At 38.2% G+C, this 16,322-nt stretch carries 15 protein-coding genes and 2 pseudogenes; 8 read left to right on the forward strand and 9 right to left on the reverse strand.

Annotated features, from left to right (window positions below; translation table 11 throughout):
* From EXE10_RS18285 to EXE10_RS18295, 3 genes are all read right to left on the reverse strand, one after another.
* Positions 1–404, reverse strand: a 404-nt coding sequence (locus EXE10_RS18285; protein ID WP_130114343.1) for a GNAT family N-acetyltransferase, incomplete at its 3' end; no start/stop codon positions are given.
* Between the two features lie 19 nt (positions 405–423).
* Complete coding sequence (locus EXE10_RS18290) at positions 424–876, reverse strand: acyl-CoA thioesterase (RefSeq protein WP_130114344.1); 453 nt, start codon at positions 874–876, stop codon at positions 424–426.
* Positions 877–1,015: 139 nt separating this feature from the next.
* Positions 1,016–2,416, reverse strand: coding sequence for a Do family serine endopeptidase (locus EXE10_RS18295; RefSeq protein WP_087552448.1), 1,401 nt, complete (start codon positions 2,414–2,416; stop codon positions 1,016–1,018).
* 224 nt (positions 2,417–2,640) lie between these two features.
* Here EXE10_RS18295 and nadB point away from each other — a divergent pair, with 224 nt between their 5' ends.
* Positions 2,641–4,293, forward strand: a complete 1,653-nt coding sequence (gene nadB, locus EXE10_RS18300) for an L-aspartate oxidase (RefSeq protein ID WP_130114345.1) — start codon at positions 2,641–2,643, stop codon at positions 4,291–4,293.
* A gap of 84 nt (positions 4,294–4,377) precedes the next feature.
* Here the strand turns inward: nadB and EXE10_RS18305 are convergent, their stop codons facing one another.
* From EXE10_RS18305 to pabC, 6 genes and pseudogenes are all read right to left on the reverse strand, one after another.
* On the reverse strand, positions 4,378–5,265 hold the full coding sequence (locus tag EXE10_RS18305) for a histone deacetylase (RefSeq protein ID WP_130114346.1): 888 nt from the start codon (positions 5,263–5,265) through the stop codon (positions 4,378–4,380).
* 6 nt (positions 5,266–5,271) lie between these two features.
* The gene (locus EXE10_RS18310; RefSeq protein ID WP_068974743.1) at positions 5,272–6,252 is read right to left on the reverse strand and encodes a hypothetical protein; all 981 of its coding nucleotides are present in this window, start codon (positions 6,250–6,252) and stop codon (positions 5,272–5,274) included.
* A 171-nt stretch (positions 6,253–6,423) separates the two neighbouring features.
* Positions 6,424–6,840 (reverse strand): annotated as a pseudogene (locus EXE10_RS18315) (PaaI family thioesterase).
* A gap of 544 nt (positions 6,841–7,384) precedes the next feature.
* Positions 7,385–7,984, reverse strand: a complete 600-nt coding sequence (tmk, locus tag EXE10_RS18320) for a dTMP kinase (RefSeq protein WP_130114347.1) — start codon at positions 7,982–7,984, stop codon at positions 7,385–7,387.
* 9 nt (positions 7,985–7,993) lie between these two features.
* Positions 7,994–9,055: an endolytic transglycosylase MltG gene (gene mltG, locus EXE10_RS18325; protein ID WP_130114348.1), complete on the reverse strand. Its 1,062-nt coding sequence runs from the start codon at positions 9,053–9,055 to the stop codon at positions 7,994–7,996.
* Positions 9,048–9,869, reverse strand: a complete 822-nt coding sequence (gene pabC, locus EXE10_RS18330; protein WP_130114349.1) for an aminodeoxychorismate lyase — start codon at positions 9,867–9,869, stop codon at positions 9,048–9,050. Before pabC ends, mltG begins: the two co-directional genes overlap by 8 nt.
* A gap of 162 nt (positions 9,870–10,031) precedes the next feature.
* Here pabC and EXE10_RS18335 point away from each other — a divergent pair, with 162 nt between their 5' ends.
* From EXE10_RS18335 to EXE10_RS18365, 7 genes and pseudogenes are all read left to right on the forward strand, one after another.
* A complete protein-coding gene (locus tag EXE10_RS18335) occupies positions 10,032–11,042 on the forward strand; it encodes a sulfate ABC transporter substrate-binding protein (RefSeq protein ID WP_087552508.1) in 1,011 nt (336 codons plus the stop codon).
* A 39-nt stretch (positions 11,043–11,081) separates the two neighbouring features.
* Complete coding sequence (locus EXE10_RS18340) at positions 11,082–11,687, forward strand: RBBP9/YdeN family alpha/beta hydrolase (RefSeq protein WP_068974748.1); 606 nt, start codon at positions 11,082–11,084, stop codon at positions 11,685–11,687.
* Positions 11,688–11,767: 80 nt separating this feature from the next.
* Positions 11,768–12,601, forward strand: a complete 834-nt coding sequence (cysT, locus tag EXE10_RS18345) for a sulfate ABC transporter permease subunit CysT (protein ID WP_068974749.1) — start codon at positions 11,768–11,770, stop codon at positions 12,599–12,601.
* Positions 12,598–13,494, forward strand: a complete 897-nt coding sequence (cysW, locus tag EXE10_RS18350; protein WP_068974750.1) for a sulfate ABC transporter permease subunit CysW — start codon at positions 12,598–12,600, stop codon at positions 13,492–13,494. Before cysT ends, cysW begins: the two co-directional genes overlap by 4 nt.
* A gap of 11 nt (positions 13,495–13,505) precedes the next feature.
* Positions 13,506–14,567 (forward strand): sulfate/molybdate ABC transporter ATP-binding protein, encoded by a 1,062-nt coding sequence (locus EXE10_RS18355; RefSeq protein WP_087552458.1) that lies wholly within the window; start codon positions 13,506–13,508, stop codon positions 14,565–14,567.
* Between the two features lie 53 nt (positions 14,568–14,620).
* On the forward strand, positions 14,621–15,550 hold the full coding sequence (locus EXE10_RS18360; protein WP_068974752.1) for a CysB family HTH-type transcriptional regulator: 930 nt from the start codon (positions 14,621–14,623) through the stop codon (positions 15,548–15,550).
* 215 nt (positions 15,551–15,765) lie between these two features.
* Positions 15,766–16,322: pseudogene (locus tag EXE10_RS18365) on the forward strand (transport of long-chain fatty acid); the annotation flags it as partial.

Here is a 16,322-nt window from a genome sequence, read left to right on the forward strand (position 1 = left end):
AATGCTTGGGTTTTGAGTTCCATTAAAATTCGACTCAAAACTTCCGACATATAGCCTTTTTGCCAATAGTCTGGATGCAGCTCACATCCAATCACGACACCATATTGACCATCAACCTCTAAAACACGATTTACCCCGAAACTACCAATCAATCGAGTACTCGATGAGTGAGGGAAATTCTCATCTTTTAAGCGAATGGCATAACGATAAGCTTGCTGATCTAGCCACTTTTGATGAAAGTGCACAACGAGGTCATGCGCTTTTTCACGCCTAGTTAATTTTTTAACATCATAAAACTCAAGCACAGCATCATTGGAAAATAGTTCAAAAATTGTAGCTGCATCATCCGTACCAATCTCATCTAAAATCAAGCGAGGTGTTGTTAATACTTTTAATTTTTTCATAATCCAATGCTAAAAATTTTTAAATACTCACGATTGAGCTAAGATCATAAGGATCAACATCCGTAGCAATCGGTTGATACGCTTGAATAAAAGTCGGTGACATGCGTTTAGGACGACCAGTGGCTATTTCTATACATGCCCACTTGGTATTTCCTGTAAATAACAAACTTTTATCTTTGGCATTAAAAAAGGCATATTGACGGAATGAATACAAGGCATTGATGTCATACAACCAAGTGCGCAAAATGATCTCATCCTCCAACATGGCCGCTTTACGATATTGAACTTGATGTTCAACAGCGACCATTGCATGTTTCATTTCTAAATAATGCGCCAAGCCTACGCCTAATTTTTCAATATGTGCTGATGCAACATCTTGCATCCACTGTACATACACCACATTATTCACATGACCTAAAACATCGATATGTTCTGGTTTAACTTGAATGGTTAAATCAAATAATGAACTCATGTGACATTTCCTTACCCTGATAATCTTTTAAAAATACTTTAATTTTTAAAACAATTTAATCTTCGATTTTAAATACACGGATATTTTTACACAAAAAAGCCACTCTTTGAGTGGCTCATTCGCATCAAAATTAATTCTATTATTGAATACGTAAACCAATCATCGCATGTTGCCCTTCACGAACAATCGCCACACGCGCTACGGTATTTTTCTGCAAGTCAGCAACTGCCTCGACAAAATCGTTGGCAGTGTTCACTTTCTTATTATTCACTTGAGTAATAATATCACCTGCTCTAATACGAGACTGTGCAGCCAAACCACCTAGTGTAACATCCTGAATGAGTACACCACCTTTAACACCAGATTTAGTTTTCTCTTGCTCAGTTAAGTTGCGAATAGCAACACCTAATACAGGTCCTTTACGTGCCTTTGTTGCACTTTGTACCGCATCTTCTTTTGCAGGCGTATCATCAGGAGCAACGGTTAAGGTCGCAGAAATCACTTTTGGCTTATCATCACGTAATACTTCTAGACGAACTGATTGCCCTGGTTGAGTACGATTCAGATAGTTTAATAATTCAGATGTACGAGAAATCGGTGAACCATTGTATTTCATGATCACATCACCAGATCTAAACCCTGCTTTTGCCGCAGGAGAATCAGGCGCAACTTGGGTAATCAATGAACCTTCTGGTTTATCTAGTTTATAAGCTTCTGCTAAGTTACGATCAATATCTTGCAACATTACGCCCAGATAAGAACGGGTGACTTTACCATTCTTTTTCAGTTGATCGACAACATCCATTGCCACATCAATTGGAATAGAGAATGACAAGCCCATATAACCACCCGTACCACTAAAAATACGAGAGTTCACACCGACCACTTGCCCTTGTTGATTGAACAATGGACCACCAGAGTTACCTGGGTTCAAGGCTACATCAGTTTGGATAAATGGAACTGAAGTTTCACCCATCATATTACGTGACTTAGCACTGACAATCCCTGCTGAAGCTGAATAGTCAAAACCAAATGGGGAACCAATCGCGAGTACAGGTTGACCTACTTTAAGCTGGTCAATATTTCCAACGGACAATGATGGGAAATTATTGCCTTCAACTTTTAATAATGCGACATCGGTACGTTCATCACTACCAACAACTTTTGCATCAATCTCACGACGATCGTTGAGCATAATGGTCACTTTAGATGCATCTTCTACCACATGATGGTTTGTCAATAAGTAACCATCTTTACTGATAAAAAAAGCACTACCGTACGCTGTTTTTTCTTGTGGTGCACGTTGCTGTGGGATAATGATCTGATTACCAAAGAAACGTTTTAAAATTTCAGGAACTTGTTGTTGTAACAATTCTTCCTGAGATATTTTTTTAACAACATTGACACTCACAACCGCAGGGCTGACTTGTTCTACCAAGTTTGAAAAATCAACAGGTGTCGAAGCTTGAACTTGTGATGTTGCCGCAGCGACAGTAAAGACTGCTGCATACATTCCCTTTTGTACTAGACCATTACTCATTTATCACGAACCTACATCTTGTGTTTTTACTTAAAAATGTTTGTAACATACTATTTGATGTCTTTGCGTAATAATATGTTTTCATTTTTTTATAAAACAAGACTTTACTTAATTATTTCTTAAAAGTCCTTATATCTAGTATTTAGACTAAAATCTGACACGTATAACTATTGTAATTTGTTCAAAAAAAGAGTGTTATAAGCAGACTTTTTTGAAATTAGCTGATGGACATGTCTAATTTAAACACAACACATCAATTTGATGTGATTATTGTGGGTAGTGGCGGTGCTGGTTTAAGTTTAGCTTTATCCTTGCCTGAACATTTTAATATTGCTGTTTTAGCCAAATCGACACTGACCGATGCGAGCACCTATTTTGCTCAAGGTGGCGTTGCTGCTGTTCTCGATGAAACAGATTCTATTCAACAGCATATTGATGACACTATGATTGCAGGTGCGCAATTATGTGAATTAGAAGCAGTGAAACATACAGTTGAAGGTGGTCGCCCGTCTGTAGACTTTCTGCTCAATCACGGTGTGCAATTTACTTTAGATGGAGATGAACAATTGCATCTAACTCGTGAAGGTGGGCATTCTCAACGTCGTATCATCCATTCTGCTGATGCTACAGGTAAAGCCATTTCCACCACATTGGTTCAAAGAGCACAAGAAAAGAAAAATATTCATATTTTTGAGAATTACATCGCAGTTGATCTCATTACCTTACATAAATTAGGTCATACCCAACAAGAGAATCGTGCTGTCGGTCTATATGCCTTAGATGAAAAAACTGAAACAGTACATACATTCTTAGCACCATTTACTGCCCTCGCCTGTGGTGGTGCAATGAAAGCTTACCTTTATACCTCTAATCCTGATATTGCCACAGGTGATGGTATTGCGATGGCATATCGTGCAGGATGTCGTGTAGCGAACATGGAATTTAACCAATTCCACCCAACTTGCTTATATCATCCGCAAGCGCGTTCATTTTTAATCACAGAAGCCATGCGTGGTGAAGGTGCATATTTACGTTTACCTGATGGTGAACGCTTCATGCTCCGTTTTGATGAGCGTGCTGAACTTGCCCCGCGTGATATTGTTGCACGTGCTATTGACTATGAAATTAAGCGCTTAGGCATACGTCATGTCTGGCTTGACATCACCCATAAACCTGCTGAATTTGTTAAAGAGCATTTCCCCACACTTTACGCACGTTTAATGGAACTCGGAATAGACATTACCAAAGAGATGATTCCTGTTGTTCCAGCAGCACATTATACCTGTGGTGGCGTCGTGGTTGATGAGCATAGCCAAACTGATCTTGCTGGCTTATATGCGATTGGCGAAACGTCTTATACGGGTTTACATGGTGCAAACCGTATGGCAAGTAACTCTCTTTTAGAATGTTTTGTCTATGGAATGAGTGCAGCCAAAGATATTGAAGCAAAATTTGGACAAGCTTTTGATCTTCCAACTGTGCCTGAATGGGATGCGTCACAATCGACCAATCCAGATGAAGATGTCGTAATTCTGCAAAACTGGGATGAATTACGTCAAACCATGTGGAACTATGTCGGAATTGTACGCACCACCAAACGCCTACAACGTGCCTTGCATCGTATTGAGATGCTGAAAAAGGAAATTACGGAATATTACCAAGACTATCATGTCAGTAAAAACTTGATTGAATTGCGTAATTTGGTCATGGTTTCTGAAATGATTGTACGTTGTGCAATGGAGCGTAAAGAGTCGCGTGGTCTACATTACACCTTAGACTATCCAGAGCTTTCACCTGAGTTAAGAAAAACAGTACTCACACCGCCTAACTTTACCGTAGAAACTCCATTGGTGAATGAAGAGCTTATTGTTTCTTAATATTTTTATTGGTCAATTTAAAGTGCCTTCTCTTTATAGAGGAGGCACCTTTTTATTGAAAATACATTCATTTTAAAAATACGTCTATTCACCATAATACACTTGATACGCACTATGAAAAGTTTGCGTATGCAAAGCGGTTAAGTTTTCTAAATCTTGATAGCCTCCTGCCAAAACAAACATGATCGGAATCCCTGCTTTTTTTGCCATATTAAAGACCATTTCATCGCGTTTCTTGATCAATTCAGTTGTGAACCACGCTGAACCATAAGGATCTGCTTGATGACAATCCATACCTGCTTGATAAATAATAATATCTGCTTGCCATTCATGTGCCTTTTGAAAAGCTTCATGCAATGCCATCAGATACTGCGCAAAACTTCCATTCTTAGTATGTACATGGCGACTTTCAGCACGTTCATAAGTTGGATAACCAAAAGCTAAGCCATAAATACTAAAATTATATAAATTATCATACTTACGGGTAAATTCAGCCGTACCATCCCCGCCATGCTGGTCACAATCTAAGATAAAAATTCGTTTATTCGGATATTGCTGTGCAATCAGAGCCAAACCATTAATAGTACAAAATGAACCACCGTATTCAGGTCGCGCATGATGAAAACCTTGCGCAATATTTGCAGCAATCCCATGTTCAAAAGCCAATTCTGTTGCCATTAGTTGCCCTGCATTAATGGCTAAAACCGCATCACGTAACTGTTCATTCCACGGTTTAAAGCCTGCAAAAGTTGCAAGCTTATTGGGCTGACCAGTCATAAAAGCTTCGACATATTTAGGAGAATGTATTGCTTTTAAAATCTCAGGGTCTAATATTTTTGGTTCGTGAAATTCAAAATTCTTCACGTTATTTTGATTAAATTGCTGTAATTGCTCTGCAACAGCAAGCAGTTTTTCCATGCTATTGGTATGCGTTTGAGCAAAATAGCGTGGCGAAAAACATACATTTAACATAAAAAACTATCCGAGACTTAGCGCACTAAGTTGCGACTTTGCAACATCATCCAATTGTTTTAACAATGTCGTATCTGGACTAAATAACCCATTATGTACTTGCTGTTCAAAATGGGTACTAAACGCCCTCTTACGATTTTCAGGAGAGATCGCCAATGTCGTTAAACGTAAAAACCAAAATTTTTGAATCGCCTGATACGGAATAATAAAACCTTTAAACTCTTTATTTGGGCTTTTATCTGTAATTTGTTCAATATCATATTCGACTGAAAATAATGAACCCACTGGAATCCGTATACCATTCATTATAAGCGGCTGTAAATTAATACATGAATGATTATCTCCCATATTCATCTTTTCAATCAGCAACGGCTGATTTTGATCATCCACAAAAATATTAATTGAGCCCTGTCTGAGCATGGAACGATGGGCAATTTTCAGAAAAAAAGCTTCTGCCATTGGACATGAGCCAACTTTTGGCTTTTCTGATAAAGTTTGAATTTCGATATAGCCTGTTTCACGCGCTGACTTGGGTAAAATCACATCCTCCAACATCGCACAAATGATTTTACTTTCTTCGAGTTGTGCAGATTGTGACACTTTTCTTAAATTTGCCTGAAATCGAACCTCTTGTTCCACTAAGGTTTTGAAGTCATCTTCTTTTGCTTGGCGAATAAAATTTTGAATAGATACATTCTGATCTAAATTATGCCAATCTTCGATTTCTAAATCATACAAACTCTTTTGATCGATAATTTTTTTTAATTTTTTAAAATCATAATCTTGGAATATTTTTAGATCTGTACCTTCAATTTGATCACGTGGGAAATTGATGTATTCTGCCAAAACACGTGTCGCTTGCGTAAAGCCACAGCCACGACGCTCAGTTTGATGTGAATAGTGTTCATTCAGCATCTCCGTCAATTTTTCTGATAAAGGAAAAACCTGTTCCTTAAACAACTGGACGACTTCATGATCTAATGACATATTCTCGCTTCCATTCACTATATATTTTTTAAATAATGTATTTATTATTAATAATTTAACATTATAAAAACGAGAGTACACTGCAAATTTGATTTTTATTCGGAATTTAATGAAGTAATTTTGAGAACATTAAAGTAAATGATAGATTTAATGTTCTCGATCTTTTGAATTTTACTTTTGCGGTGGAACTGAATAGGTTCCAGTCACATGTGCCACAGGATCATCAGAATCCAATGAATAAATCCATACTTCACCAACAATCAGTGCTTTACCCACTTTCATCAATTTACACACACCGCGAATATCGACACCACCAGAGGGTTTGCGTAAAAAATTAATATTCATATTGGTGGTCACAGCCAAACCGATCAATCCAATTTCACCCATAATCGCCACATAAAGCGCAAAATCTGCAAGAGCCATCATAGTCGGTCCAGAAATCGTACCGCCTGGGCGAAGATCAGCTTCACCAACTCTCCAAACTAAAGATGCTCCTTTTTAAGTAACTTCTTCAATTTCACATCGCTCTAGACTTGGACTAAAAAATTGCTGTAAAAATTGTACAATTTCGGTCTTATTGCTTTTCATATTATGAAGTCTTCCTATCCCTGACCATTGACAATATAAAGCCTTTTACATACCAAAACACTAACACTTTCGTTCAAAAAATAGGTTGAATTTTATCATTCAACCTATCTTAGAGATTTGGAATTAATTAAGAATTTTATTTAAATAGTCTAAATTCGATGTGAGTTTTATCGAACATTCGATACGCGGAATCGTCCTTCGCAATTGTTTGAGGTATGAGCCAGTCATGGCGCAAGACCTGCAAGTTAATGTTTTTGCGATAATCTCGACATGTTTCGGTAGTTGACGAGTTCTGCGATGAGGATCCTCAAAATATATTTTGAGTCCGCAAGATGGTTTCCTTGCACAGTTTCACTGCTCATTTTCCCGAAAGAAAAGTACCTCGAGCCTGAGCAACTTAAAGCACTGCTTTAACGAAGCGCAAGACGAAGTGGCTAATTCCTAAATCCAAATGCTTGAAGTAAGACTCCGTCAAGAAAGCATTAAAATAGTTTTAAAAGAGTCAGCAAATACTTTTTCTTAAGTTTGAATTGCGTAACATCATTTATTTAAAATAAGACAAAGCATCAGCGAATACTTTTTCTTGCGCTTGAGTCGCATTTAGACGCTTCATACGCTCAGGGTCACGTGCATGAATTTCAGCAAATCCACTGCGTACCGATTCAAAAAATACCACTTTTTCTTGCTCAAAACGATCTAAATCCCCACGCGCTCTTGCACGGGTCATTCCTAGTTCAATTGGTGCATCGAGCCAAAAAGTAATATCCGGCATTTTAGACACAAAGTTTTGATTTAAAAGTTGTAATTTTTCACGACTTAAACCACGACCCGCACACTGATAAGCAAAGCTCGAATCAGTAAAACGATCACACAGAACAATTTTACCTTCCGCTAATGCAGGTAAAATTACCCGTTCCAAATGCTGTGCGCGCGCTGCGTACATCAATAACAATTCAGTATCATGACTCATTTTTTCATCATGATTGACTGACAGCAATAAAGAACGAATTTGTTCAGCGAGAGGCGTTCCACCAGGTTCACGAGTCAGAACAACTGCTTTTCCTTGTTGCTGAAAATGTTCATACAACTTTTGGATGAGCGTGGTTTTACCAACCCCTTCAGTGCCTTCAAAACTAATAAACATGCTCATTCCTTAATTCTTCGCTCGCATAACTTCAATATATTCTCGTACCGCACGATTATGGTCATCCAAGTTTGCTGAGAACTTATGACCACCATTGCCTGTTGCAACAAAGTAAATATTGTCAGAATCATCAGGATGCATGGTCGCTTCAATGGCTTTTTTACTTGGTAAAGCAATCGGTGTTGGCGGTAAACCATTGATCGTATAAGTATTATAAGCAGTCGGTGTACGTAAATCTTGTTTAGAAATTTTGCCTTGGTATTTATCACCCATACCATAAATCACCGTAGGATCTGTTTGCAAACGCATCCCTAATTTTAAACGGCGGTAGAATACCCCTGAAACTTGACGAAGTTCACGATCCACACTGGTTTCTTTTTCAATGATTGAAGCCATAATCAATGCTTCATATTTATCTTTATACGGTAAGTTCGGAGCACGTTTTTCCCAAGCTTCATCCAAAATTTTCATTTGGCGTTGATATAAATCCGTCAAAATTTTCTTATCCGATTCACCTTTATCAAAGAAATACGTATCTGGTGCAAACAAACCTTCAGGATGATCGTATGGAATATTTAATGCTTTCAGCATTTCAGCAGGCGGCAAATGAACCACAGACTTTTCAATCAATGGGTCATTTTTAAGTGAAGTAATTAACTGTTTAGTTGTTGTTCCTTCGATCACCAAAAGACGGCTCATTTGCGCATTTTCAACGTTAGAAATCATTTCCAAAACTTGACGAACGCTCATCCCTTGTTTGACTTCATAAACACCCGCTTTCATGGTGTCATGGATAAAAAGTTTGCGATAAAGCTTCAGTACAATTGGAAAGCTAACTTTATTTTCTTTTGCAAGATCATCAATAAAGCCTGTATACGTTTCACCATTTGTAATCGAAAGCTTTTGCTTTGCCCCCTCGACGGGATAACTTTTGAAAATGCTCATTTTTAAAATAATGGTGACAATCACCAAGATCGCCACCAATACAATGATGATCCCTTTATAAATTTTATTGCCCGTTTTATCAGAAGTATTCTTTTTAGATTTGGGCTTTGATTTTGCTTTAGACATGAGAATTAAACTGACTTAAATTTAAAGTTTGGAATAACTCAACACAAGATTGAGTGTTTAAAGGCTGTTGATTTAAAGTTTCAACAATTTTCATCGGACTCAACGCATTGCAAAAAAATACGCTTTGAAAATTACGTATTTCCTCCATATCAATATAACGTTGTTCGCATCGAATCCCTTGCTGATGCATTCGAGACAAAATTTCAGCTCGCATCACACCATGTACGCCATTATAACGAAGTTCAGGCGTAATCCATGTATTGTTTATTTGAATAAAACAATTACTGCTCACCCCTTCAACAATCGAACCTTGTACATCCGTAACCAGCGCTTCCAACCAGCCCTTTTCTTGTGCTTCTTTCTTTAACATGACTTGCTCTAAACGATTTAAAGTCTTTAAACCGACTAAATTTGGCATGACTAAACCAATTGCTTGTTCCAAAACACCACTATGAATAAACTCAGGTTGAAAAGCATCCGTCGCTTTTGGGTAAAATAGTACATATAAGTCAGCATCATGCTCAGGCATGGCATAACCACGATCGCCCTCACCACGACTTAGAATAATTTTCAACGTACCATTTAGACTTGGAAATTGTTGCTTTAATACATCCAAAGATTGCTCTAAAACATCAAAATTGAATTTTAAATACAAGCGTTCAGCGGCTAGTTTTAAACGTGCACGATGTAAGGACTCTAACTCCATGACATTTTGATGAAATCGTGCAGTGGTAAAACAACCATCACCATAATGAAAAGCTCGATCTAAAAGTGGAATAAAATCAATTTTTTGAGCATTTTTAAAGCAAATCATGATGCAATTTTCCTGACTTATGCATAAATGACGATAACAATATCTGCATTAACTAATTCACATTTATTCATATAAAATTCGTTTTTTATTATTTTTTATGAATAAAGACTAGCGTTATGCTCACTCCATCTTACCGAACTTATGAAATAAATGGGGCAAAAAATGCAGTTCACTCAACTAAAATTCGCTGTTGTTGCAGCATTATTATCAACAACTTCTCTCAGCGTTGCAGCGAAAGATTTTTTAAATGTTTCTTATGATCCGACACGCGAACTGTATGAAAATTTCAACAAAAGCTTTTCGACATATTGGAAATCTAAAACTGGTCAAACGATTGACTTTAAACAATCTCACGGTGGTTCTGGCAAACAAGCTCGCGCTGTGATTGATGGTTTACAAGCTGATGTGGTGACTTTAGCACTGGCAGCAGACATCGATGCGATTGCACAAAGCACGAATCTATTACCAAAAGACTGGCAGAAGAAATTTCCACAGAACTCGACACCGTATACATCAACCATCGTTTTCCTTGTTCGTAAAGGCAATCCGAAAGGCATTAAAGACTGGGGCGACTTGGTTAAACCAGGTGTTGAGATCGTAACACCGAATCCAAAAACATCGGGTGGTGCACGTTGGAACTATTTAGGAGCATGGGCTTGGGCAAAACACCAATATGGTTCTGACGCGAAAGCACAAGACTTTGTTCGTCAAATTTATAAACAAACCAAAGTTTTGGACTCAGGTGCGCGTGGTGCGACCACAACCTTTGCTGAACGCGGTATCGGTGATGTGCTGTTGGCTTGGGAAAATGAGGCTTTCCTCTCGACTCGTGAACAGCCTGGTAAATTTGAAATTATCACACCTTCACTTTCAATTTTAGCTGAACCACCTGTTGCGATTGTTGAAAAGAATGCTGAGAAAGATGGCAACTTAAATCTTGCAAAAGCATATTTAAACTATTTGTACTCTCCTGCAGGTCAAGAAATTGCAGCGAAGAACTTCTATCGCCCACGTAATGCAGCTACTTTGAAAAAATATGCAACAACATTCAAACCTTTAAAATTGGTAACGATTGATAAAGAGTTTGGTGGCTGGACCAAAGTTCAAAAACAACATTTTGATAATAATGGTGTATTTGATCAAATCGTCAAAGCCAATGCAGCAAGTAAATAAGATTTAAATAAAGTTCATCCAAGAAATAGGAGCATAGACATGATTCACACAATTATTGTTCCAGGTGTAGGTGGCAGTGAATATGATCATTGGCAATCAAAACTACAACGTGAACTCGTGTCTTGTTCCCGTGTACAACAACAAGACTGGAATCTGCCGATTCTCAAAGATTGGGTTGCTCAATTTATCGAAACGCTGAATAAAGCTCAAGATCCTGTTCAAATTGTTGCTCACAGTTTCGGATGTTTGACGACTGTTGCAGCCTTAGCACAACATCCTGAAGTTACAGCTAAAGTAAGAAAAGTTATTTTAGTTGCACCAGCCAATCCATCACGTTTTGGTGAAGCAGGTTTTGCACGGAACAGTCTTGGAAATTATGAAGCTTATTTTCATGGACTTAAAATCAATGTTGCTGCTGAAATGATCATTTCTGAAAATGATCCATGGCTAGATTTTGAAAATGCGCAGAAGCTGGCGAAGGCTTGGAAAATCAGACCTAGAAACTTAGGACAAGTGGGACATATCAATGTTGCATCTGGTTTTGGACATTTTCCTGAAATCTATGACCATTTAATTTTAGAGAAACAAGATTTCTTTATTAGTAATACTGATGAGACCAAGTTGTTTTTTAAATTTGCAATTTAACCATTGCCTTTTAAGCTTGCCGAATTGTTTTAAATTTGCTTATTGACTTCAATAAGCTTTCTCTCTTTTGAGGAGTCATCATGTCGCAGCGATCCCGAGTGCTGCCAGGTTTTGGTCTATCTCTAGGCTTCACCCTAGCGTATTTATCATTAATCGTACTTATACCACTCTCTGCCGTATTCATAAAATCTTTAGGCGTGGGCTGGGATGGTTTATGGGAAATTCTAAGTTCTGAACGAATTATTAAATCCTTACAACTGAGTTTTTCCACCGCCCTTGTCGCAGCGTTGATCAATGTGGTCTTCGGCTTGTTATTGGCTTGGTGTTTAGTGCGTTATTCTTTTCCAGGTAAGCGTATTGTAGATGCTTTGGTCGATTTACCTTTTGCACTGCCGACAGCAGTTGCGGGTATCGCACTCACCTCACTCTACGCATCAACAGGGTGGATTGGTCAACTCCTAGAACCTTTAGGAATCAAAATCGCCTATACCTCTTTAGGTATTACCTTAGCTTTGATTTTTATTGGTATTCCATTTGTGGTACGCACTGTGCAACCGGTTTTAAGTGATCTTGAAACTGAGCTAGAAGAAGCCGCTTCTGCATTAGGTGCAAACCGTTTTCAGATCGTGACAAAAATTATTTTACCAATCTTATTCCCTGCCTTACTCACTGGTTTTGCTTTGGCATTTGCGCGTGGTGTAGGTGAATATGGTTCAGTGATTTTTATCGCAGGGAACATTCCTTACGAAACTGAAATTGCACCGTTGATGATTATTACCCGTCTTGAAGAATATGATTATGCAGGTGCAACAACCATCGCCGTGGTGATGTTGATTATCTCTTTCGCATTCCTCTTTGTCATTAACTTGATTCAAGCATGGGCAAGTCGCCGTACAGGGAGAACTGCACGATGAGCTTAAATACCAATAGCAATGAGTTAGCAATTAAATTGCAATCTCGTGATGCGACACGTGAACCGACTTGGGTACGTTACATCTTATTAATTATTGCCTTACTTTTCTTTTTAGGCTGTTTAATATTACCGTTAATCTTGATTTTTGTTGAAGCATTTAAACAAGGTTTTCAAGTTTATGTTGCCTCACTGGTTGATCCTTATACCTTATCAGCAGTCAAACTCACTTTACTGACAGCTGCGATTGCCGTGCCATTGAATGTCATCTTTGGTGTAACCGCAGCTTGGTGTGTGGCGAAGTTTAATTTCCGTGGTAAAGCGATTTTAACCACCATTATTGACTCACCATTTTCAGTCTCTCCTGTTGTTGCGGGTTTAATGTTGGTGTTGATTTTCGGTTCACAAGGTTGGATTGGCTCATGGCTGATTGAACATGATATTAAAATTTTATATGCAACGCCTGCGATCGTCCTTGCCACCGTCTTTATCACAGTGCCTTTTGTTGCACGTGAACTGATTCCATTGATGGAAGCGCAAGGCTCTGAAGAAGAAGAAGCTGCTATTGTCTTAGGGGCTTCAGGTTGGCAAACCTTTTGGAAAATTACTATTCCAAATATCAAATGGGGTTTGATCTATGGCGTGATTCTATGTAATGCACGTGCCATGGGTGAGTTCGGTGCTGTATCTGTGGTTTCAGGTCACATTCGTGGTGAAACCAATACTTTACCGCTACATATTGAAATTTTATATAACGAACCAAATTCGATTAGTGCTGCTTTTGCTGTATCGACCTTGTTAGCGTTCTTAGCGATCATTACCCTTATTCTAAAAACATGGGTTGAGTATCGCCAAGAAAAACAAGATCGTGAAAGCAAAGAGTCAACCGTTTCTTAAGGAATTGCACAATGAGTATTCAAGTAAAAAATATTGAAAAAAACTTCGGTGCATTCCATGCACTCAAAAACATCTCTTTAGATTTTCCAGATGGTCAGTTGGTTGCCCTACTCGGTCCATCAGGTTGTGGTAAAACCACTTTACTCCGTATTATTGCAGGTCTGGAGTCTGCGGATAGTGGCAAAATTATCCTTGAAGGGACAGATGCAACCAAAGTGCATGTTCGTGAACGTCAAGTCGGTTTTGTATTCCAACACTATGCATTATTCCGCCACATGACTGTCTATGACAATGTTGCGTTTGGTCTACGCGTTCGCCCTAAAGCGACTCGCCCGAATGAGAATGAAATTAAAAAACGTGTCACACGTTTATTGGATTTAGTTCAATTGGGCTTTTTAGCAGATCGTTATCCTGCACAATTGTCGGGTGGTCAACGTCAACGTATTGCTTTGGCACGTGCTTTAGCGGTTGAACCTCGTGTATTGTTACTGGATGAACCGTTTGGTGCTTTGGATGCTAAAGTCCGTAAAGAGTTACGTCGTTGGTTACGTACACTACATGACGAATTACATATCACTTCAATTTTCGTAACCCATGACCAAGAAGAAGCTTTAGAAGTTGCCGATCAAATCGTCGTGATGAATAAAGGTGATATTGAACAAATCGGTTCACCACGTGAAGTTTATGAAAAACCTGCAACACCGTTTGTTTTTGACTTCTTAGGTCAAGCCAATCGTTTTGAAGGTGAAAATCATCAAGGCATTATCCAAATCGGTGATGATCGTATCCTACTACCCTCTGCACGTAATACTGCCGACGGTAAAGTCATTGCATTCGCGCGTCCAAATGAGTTAAAAATTCATGCGCAACCAACTGAGAATGCAATCCAAGCCACCTTCTTACGTGAATTGTGGATTGCTGGTAAGGTGATGGCAGAATTACAAGATCGTCAAGGGAACTTGATTGAAATTGCACTCAATCCAGAAGATGCAAAGTTACATCAATACAGACCAAATCAAACAGTTTGGGTAAGTGCTTCGACACTTCACCTATTTGAAAATCAAGTCGCATAATGGGCGACTGGGTGAGTCGTAACAGACTCATCCACAATTGAGGTATCGAAACAATGAACTTTCAACAATTACGAATTATCCGAGAAACAGTTCGTCAAAATTATAATTTAACTGAAGCTTCAGCAGCACTTTACACATCACAATCAGGTGTGAGTAAACACATTAAAGATCTTGAGGATGAACTTGGCGTACAATTATTTGTTCGTAAAGGTAAACGTCTTTTAGGTCTAACAGAACCAGGGCAAGCCCTACTCAGTATCGTTGAACGTATGTTAATCGATGCCGATAATATCAAACGCCTTGCTGATGATTTTAATAAAGTCGATGAAGGGACGCTGACCATTGCAACGACTCATACGCAAGCGCGTTATGTTCTACCGCCAATTGTGAATTTGTTTAAAAAAGCGTTTCCAAAAGTACATTTGATTTTACAACAAGCCAGCCCTGTTGAAATTTCTGAAATGCTTCTACTCGGTCTTGCTGATATCGGTATTGCGACTGAATCATTGACCACAGAAGAAAACTTGGGCAGCGTGTCATTCTATAATTGGAAACACAGCATCATTACCCCACAAGATCATCCTTTAACCAAGCTTGATCCTAAAGACATTACCTTAGAAAAACTAGCAGAATATCCGATTATCACCTATCACGGCGGTTTTACAGGCCGTTCTAAAATTGACAAAGCATTTGAAGATGCCAATTTAGATGTTGATATTGTGATGTCAGCTCTCGATGCCGATGTCATCAAAACCTATGTCGAGTTAGGCATGGGGGTTGGTATTGTCAATGATGTGGCGTATGACAATGAACGTGATCATCGTTTAAAACAAATTGATACTGATATTTTTGGTTTAAATACCACTTGGATTGCAGTGCGTAAAGGTCACTTACTTCGAGGTTATGGTTACGAGTTTATTTCTCTCTGCTCACCGGATGCGGACATCAAAGCATTGAAAAAAATTGCGTATCCAGACGATTAATTCAGAAAGCACTAACAAAAGATGGAGAGTTTAAACTCTCCTTTTTTATTGCTCTTTTTTTAATTCACGAATTTCAAATCATTAAAATATTAACAAAGACTTTTTAGAATTTCTAAAATCATTGATTTTTATATTATTTTTACTTTAATGACAATTTTTAGTATAAAATTTAACCTTATTTTTTATTTATACATTATAAATAATTCGGGGTAGCAATGAACACAATCACATGGGGGCTTGCCTTAGGTACTTTTGTTCCTATTTTAAGTAGTGCTGCTGGAATAGAAAGGTCTAATCAATCTATTCAATCATTTTTAGAGTCTGATCATTATGTCGAACTGTCCTATGCACAAATGCATGCCAATGTATCAGGTCAGCTTCCACAAACTGAAACTTTAAAACAACAAGGCGTTGAGAATTTCTCCACTGGAAATTTAATCAATGATCAGTATTTTTTCAATGTCGCTGCAAAGCTACAACTCACACCGCAGTTTTCCTTTGGTCTAATTTATGATCACCCCTATGGTATGGATATGGATTATCAATACCAACCACAATTACAAACTGGTGCACCGCTTTTAGAGTCTGGAAAATTAGATTTTTCGAGTGAAAACATTTCATTGTTATTCGGTTATCAACCCTCATCACAATGGAATATCTATGCGGGAACAGCATATCAACAATTTCAGGGTGAACTTGAAGTGATGGGTGAAAACTATTCTACATTGAGTGGTTATCATGCAAAAATTAAAAAAAGTGCGGGACAAGGTTG

Source organism: Acinetobacter sp. WCHAc060033 (assembly GCF_004209125.1).
GTDB classification, from domain to species: Bacteria; Pseudomonadota; Gammaproteobacteria; order Pseudomonadales; family Moraxellaceae; genus Acinetobacter; species Acinetobacter wuhouensis.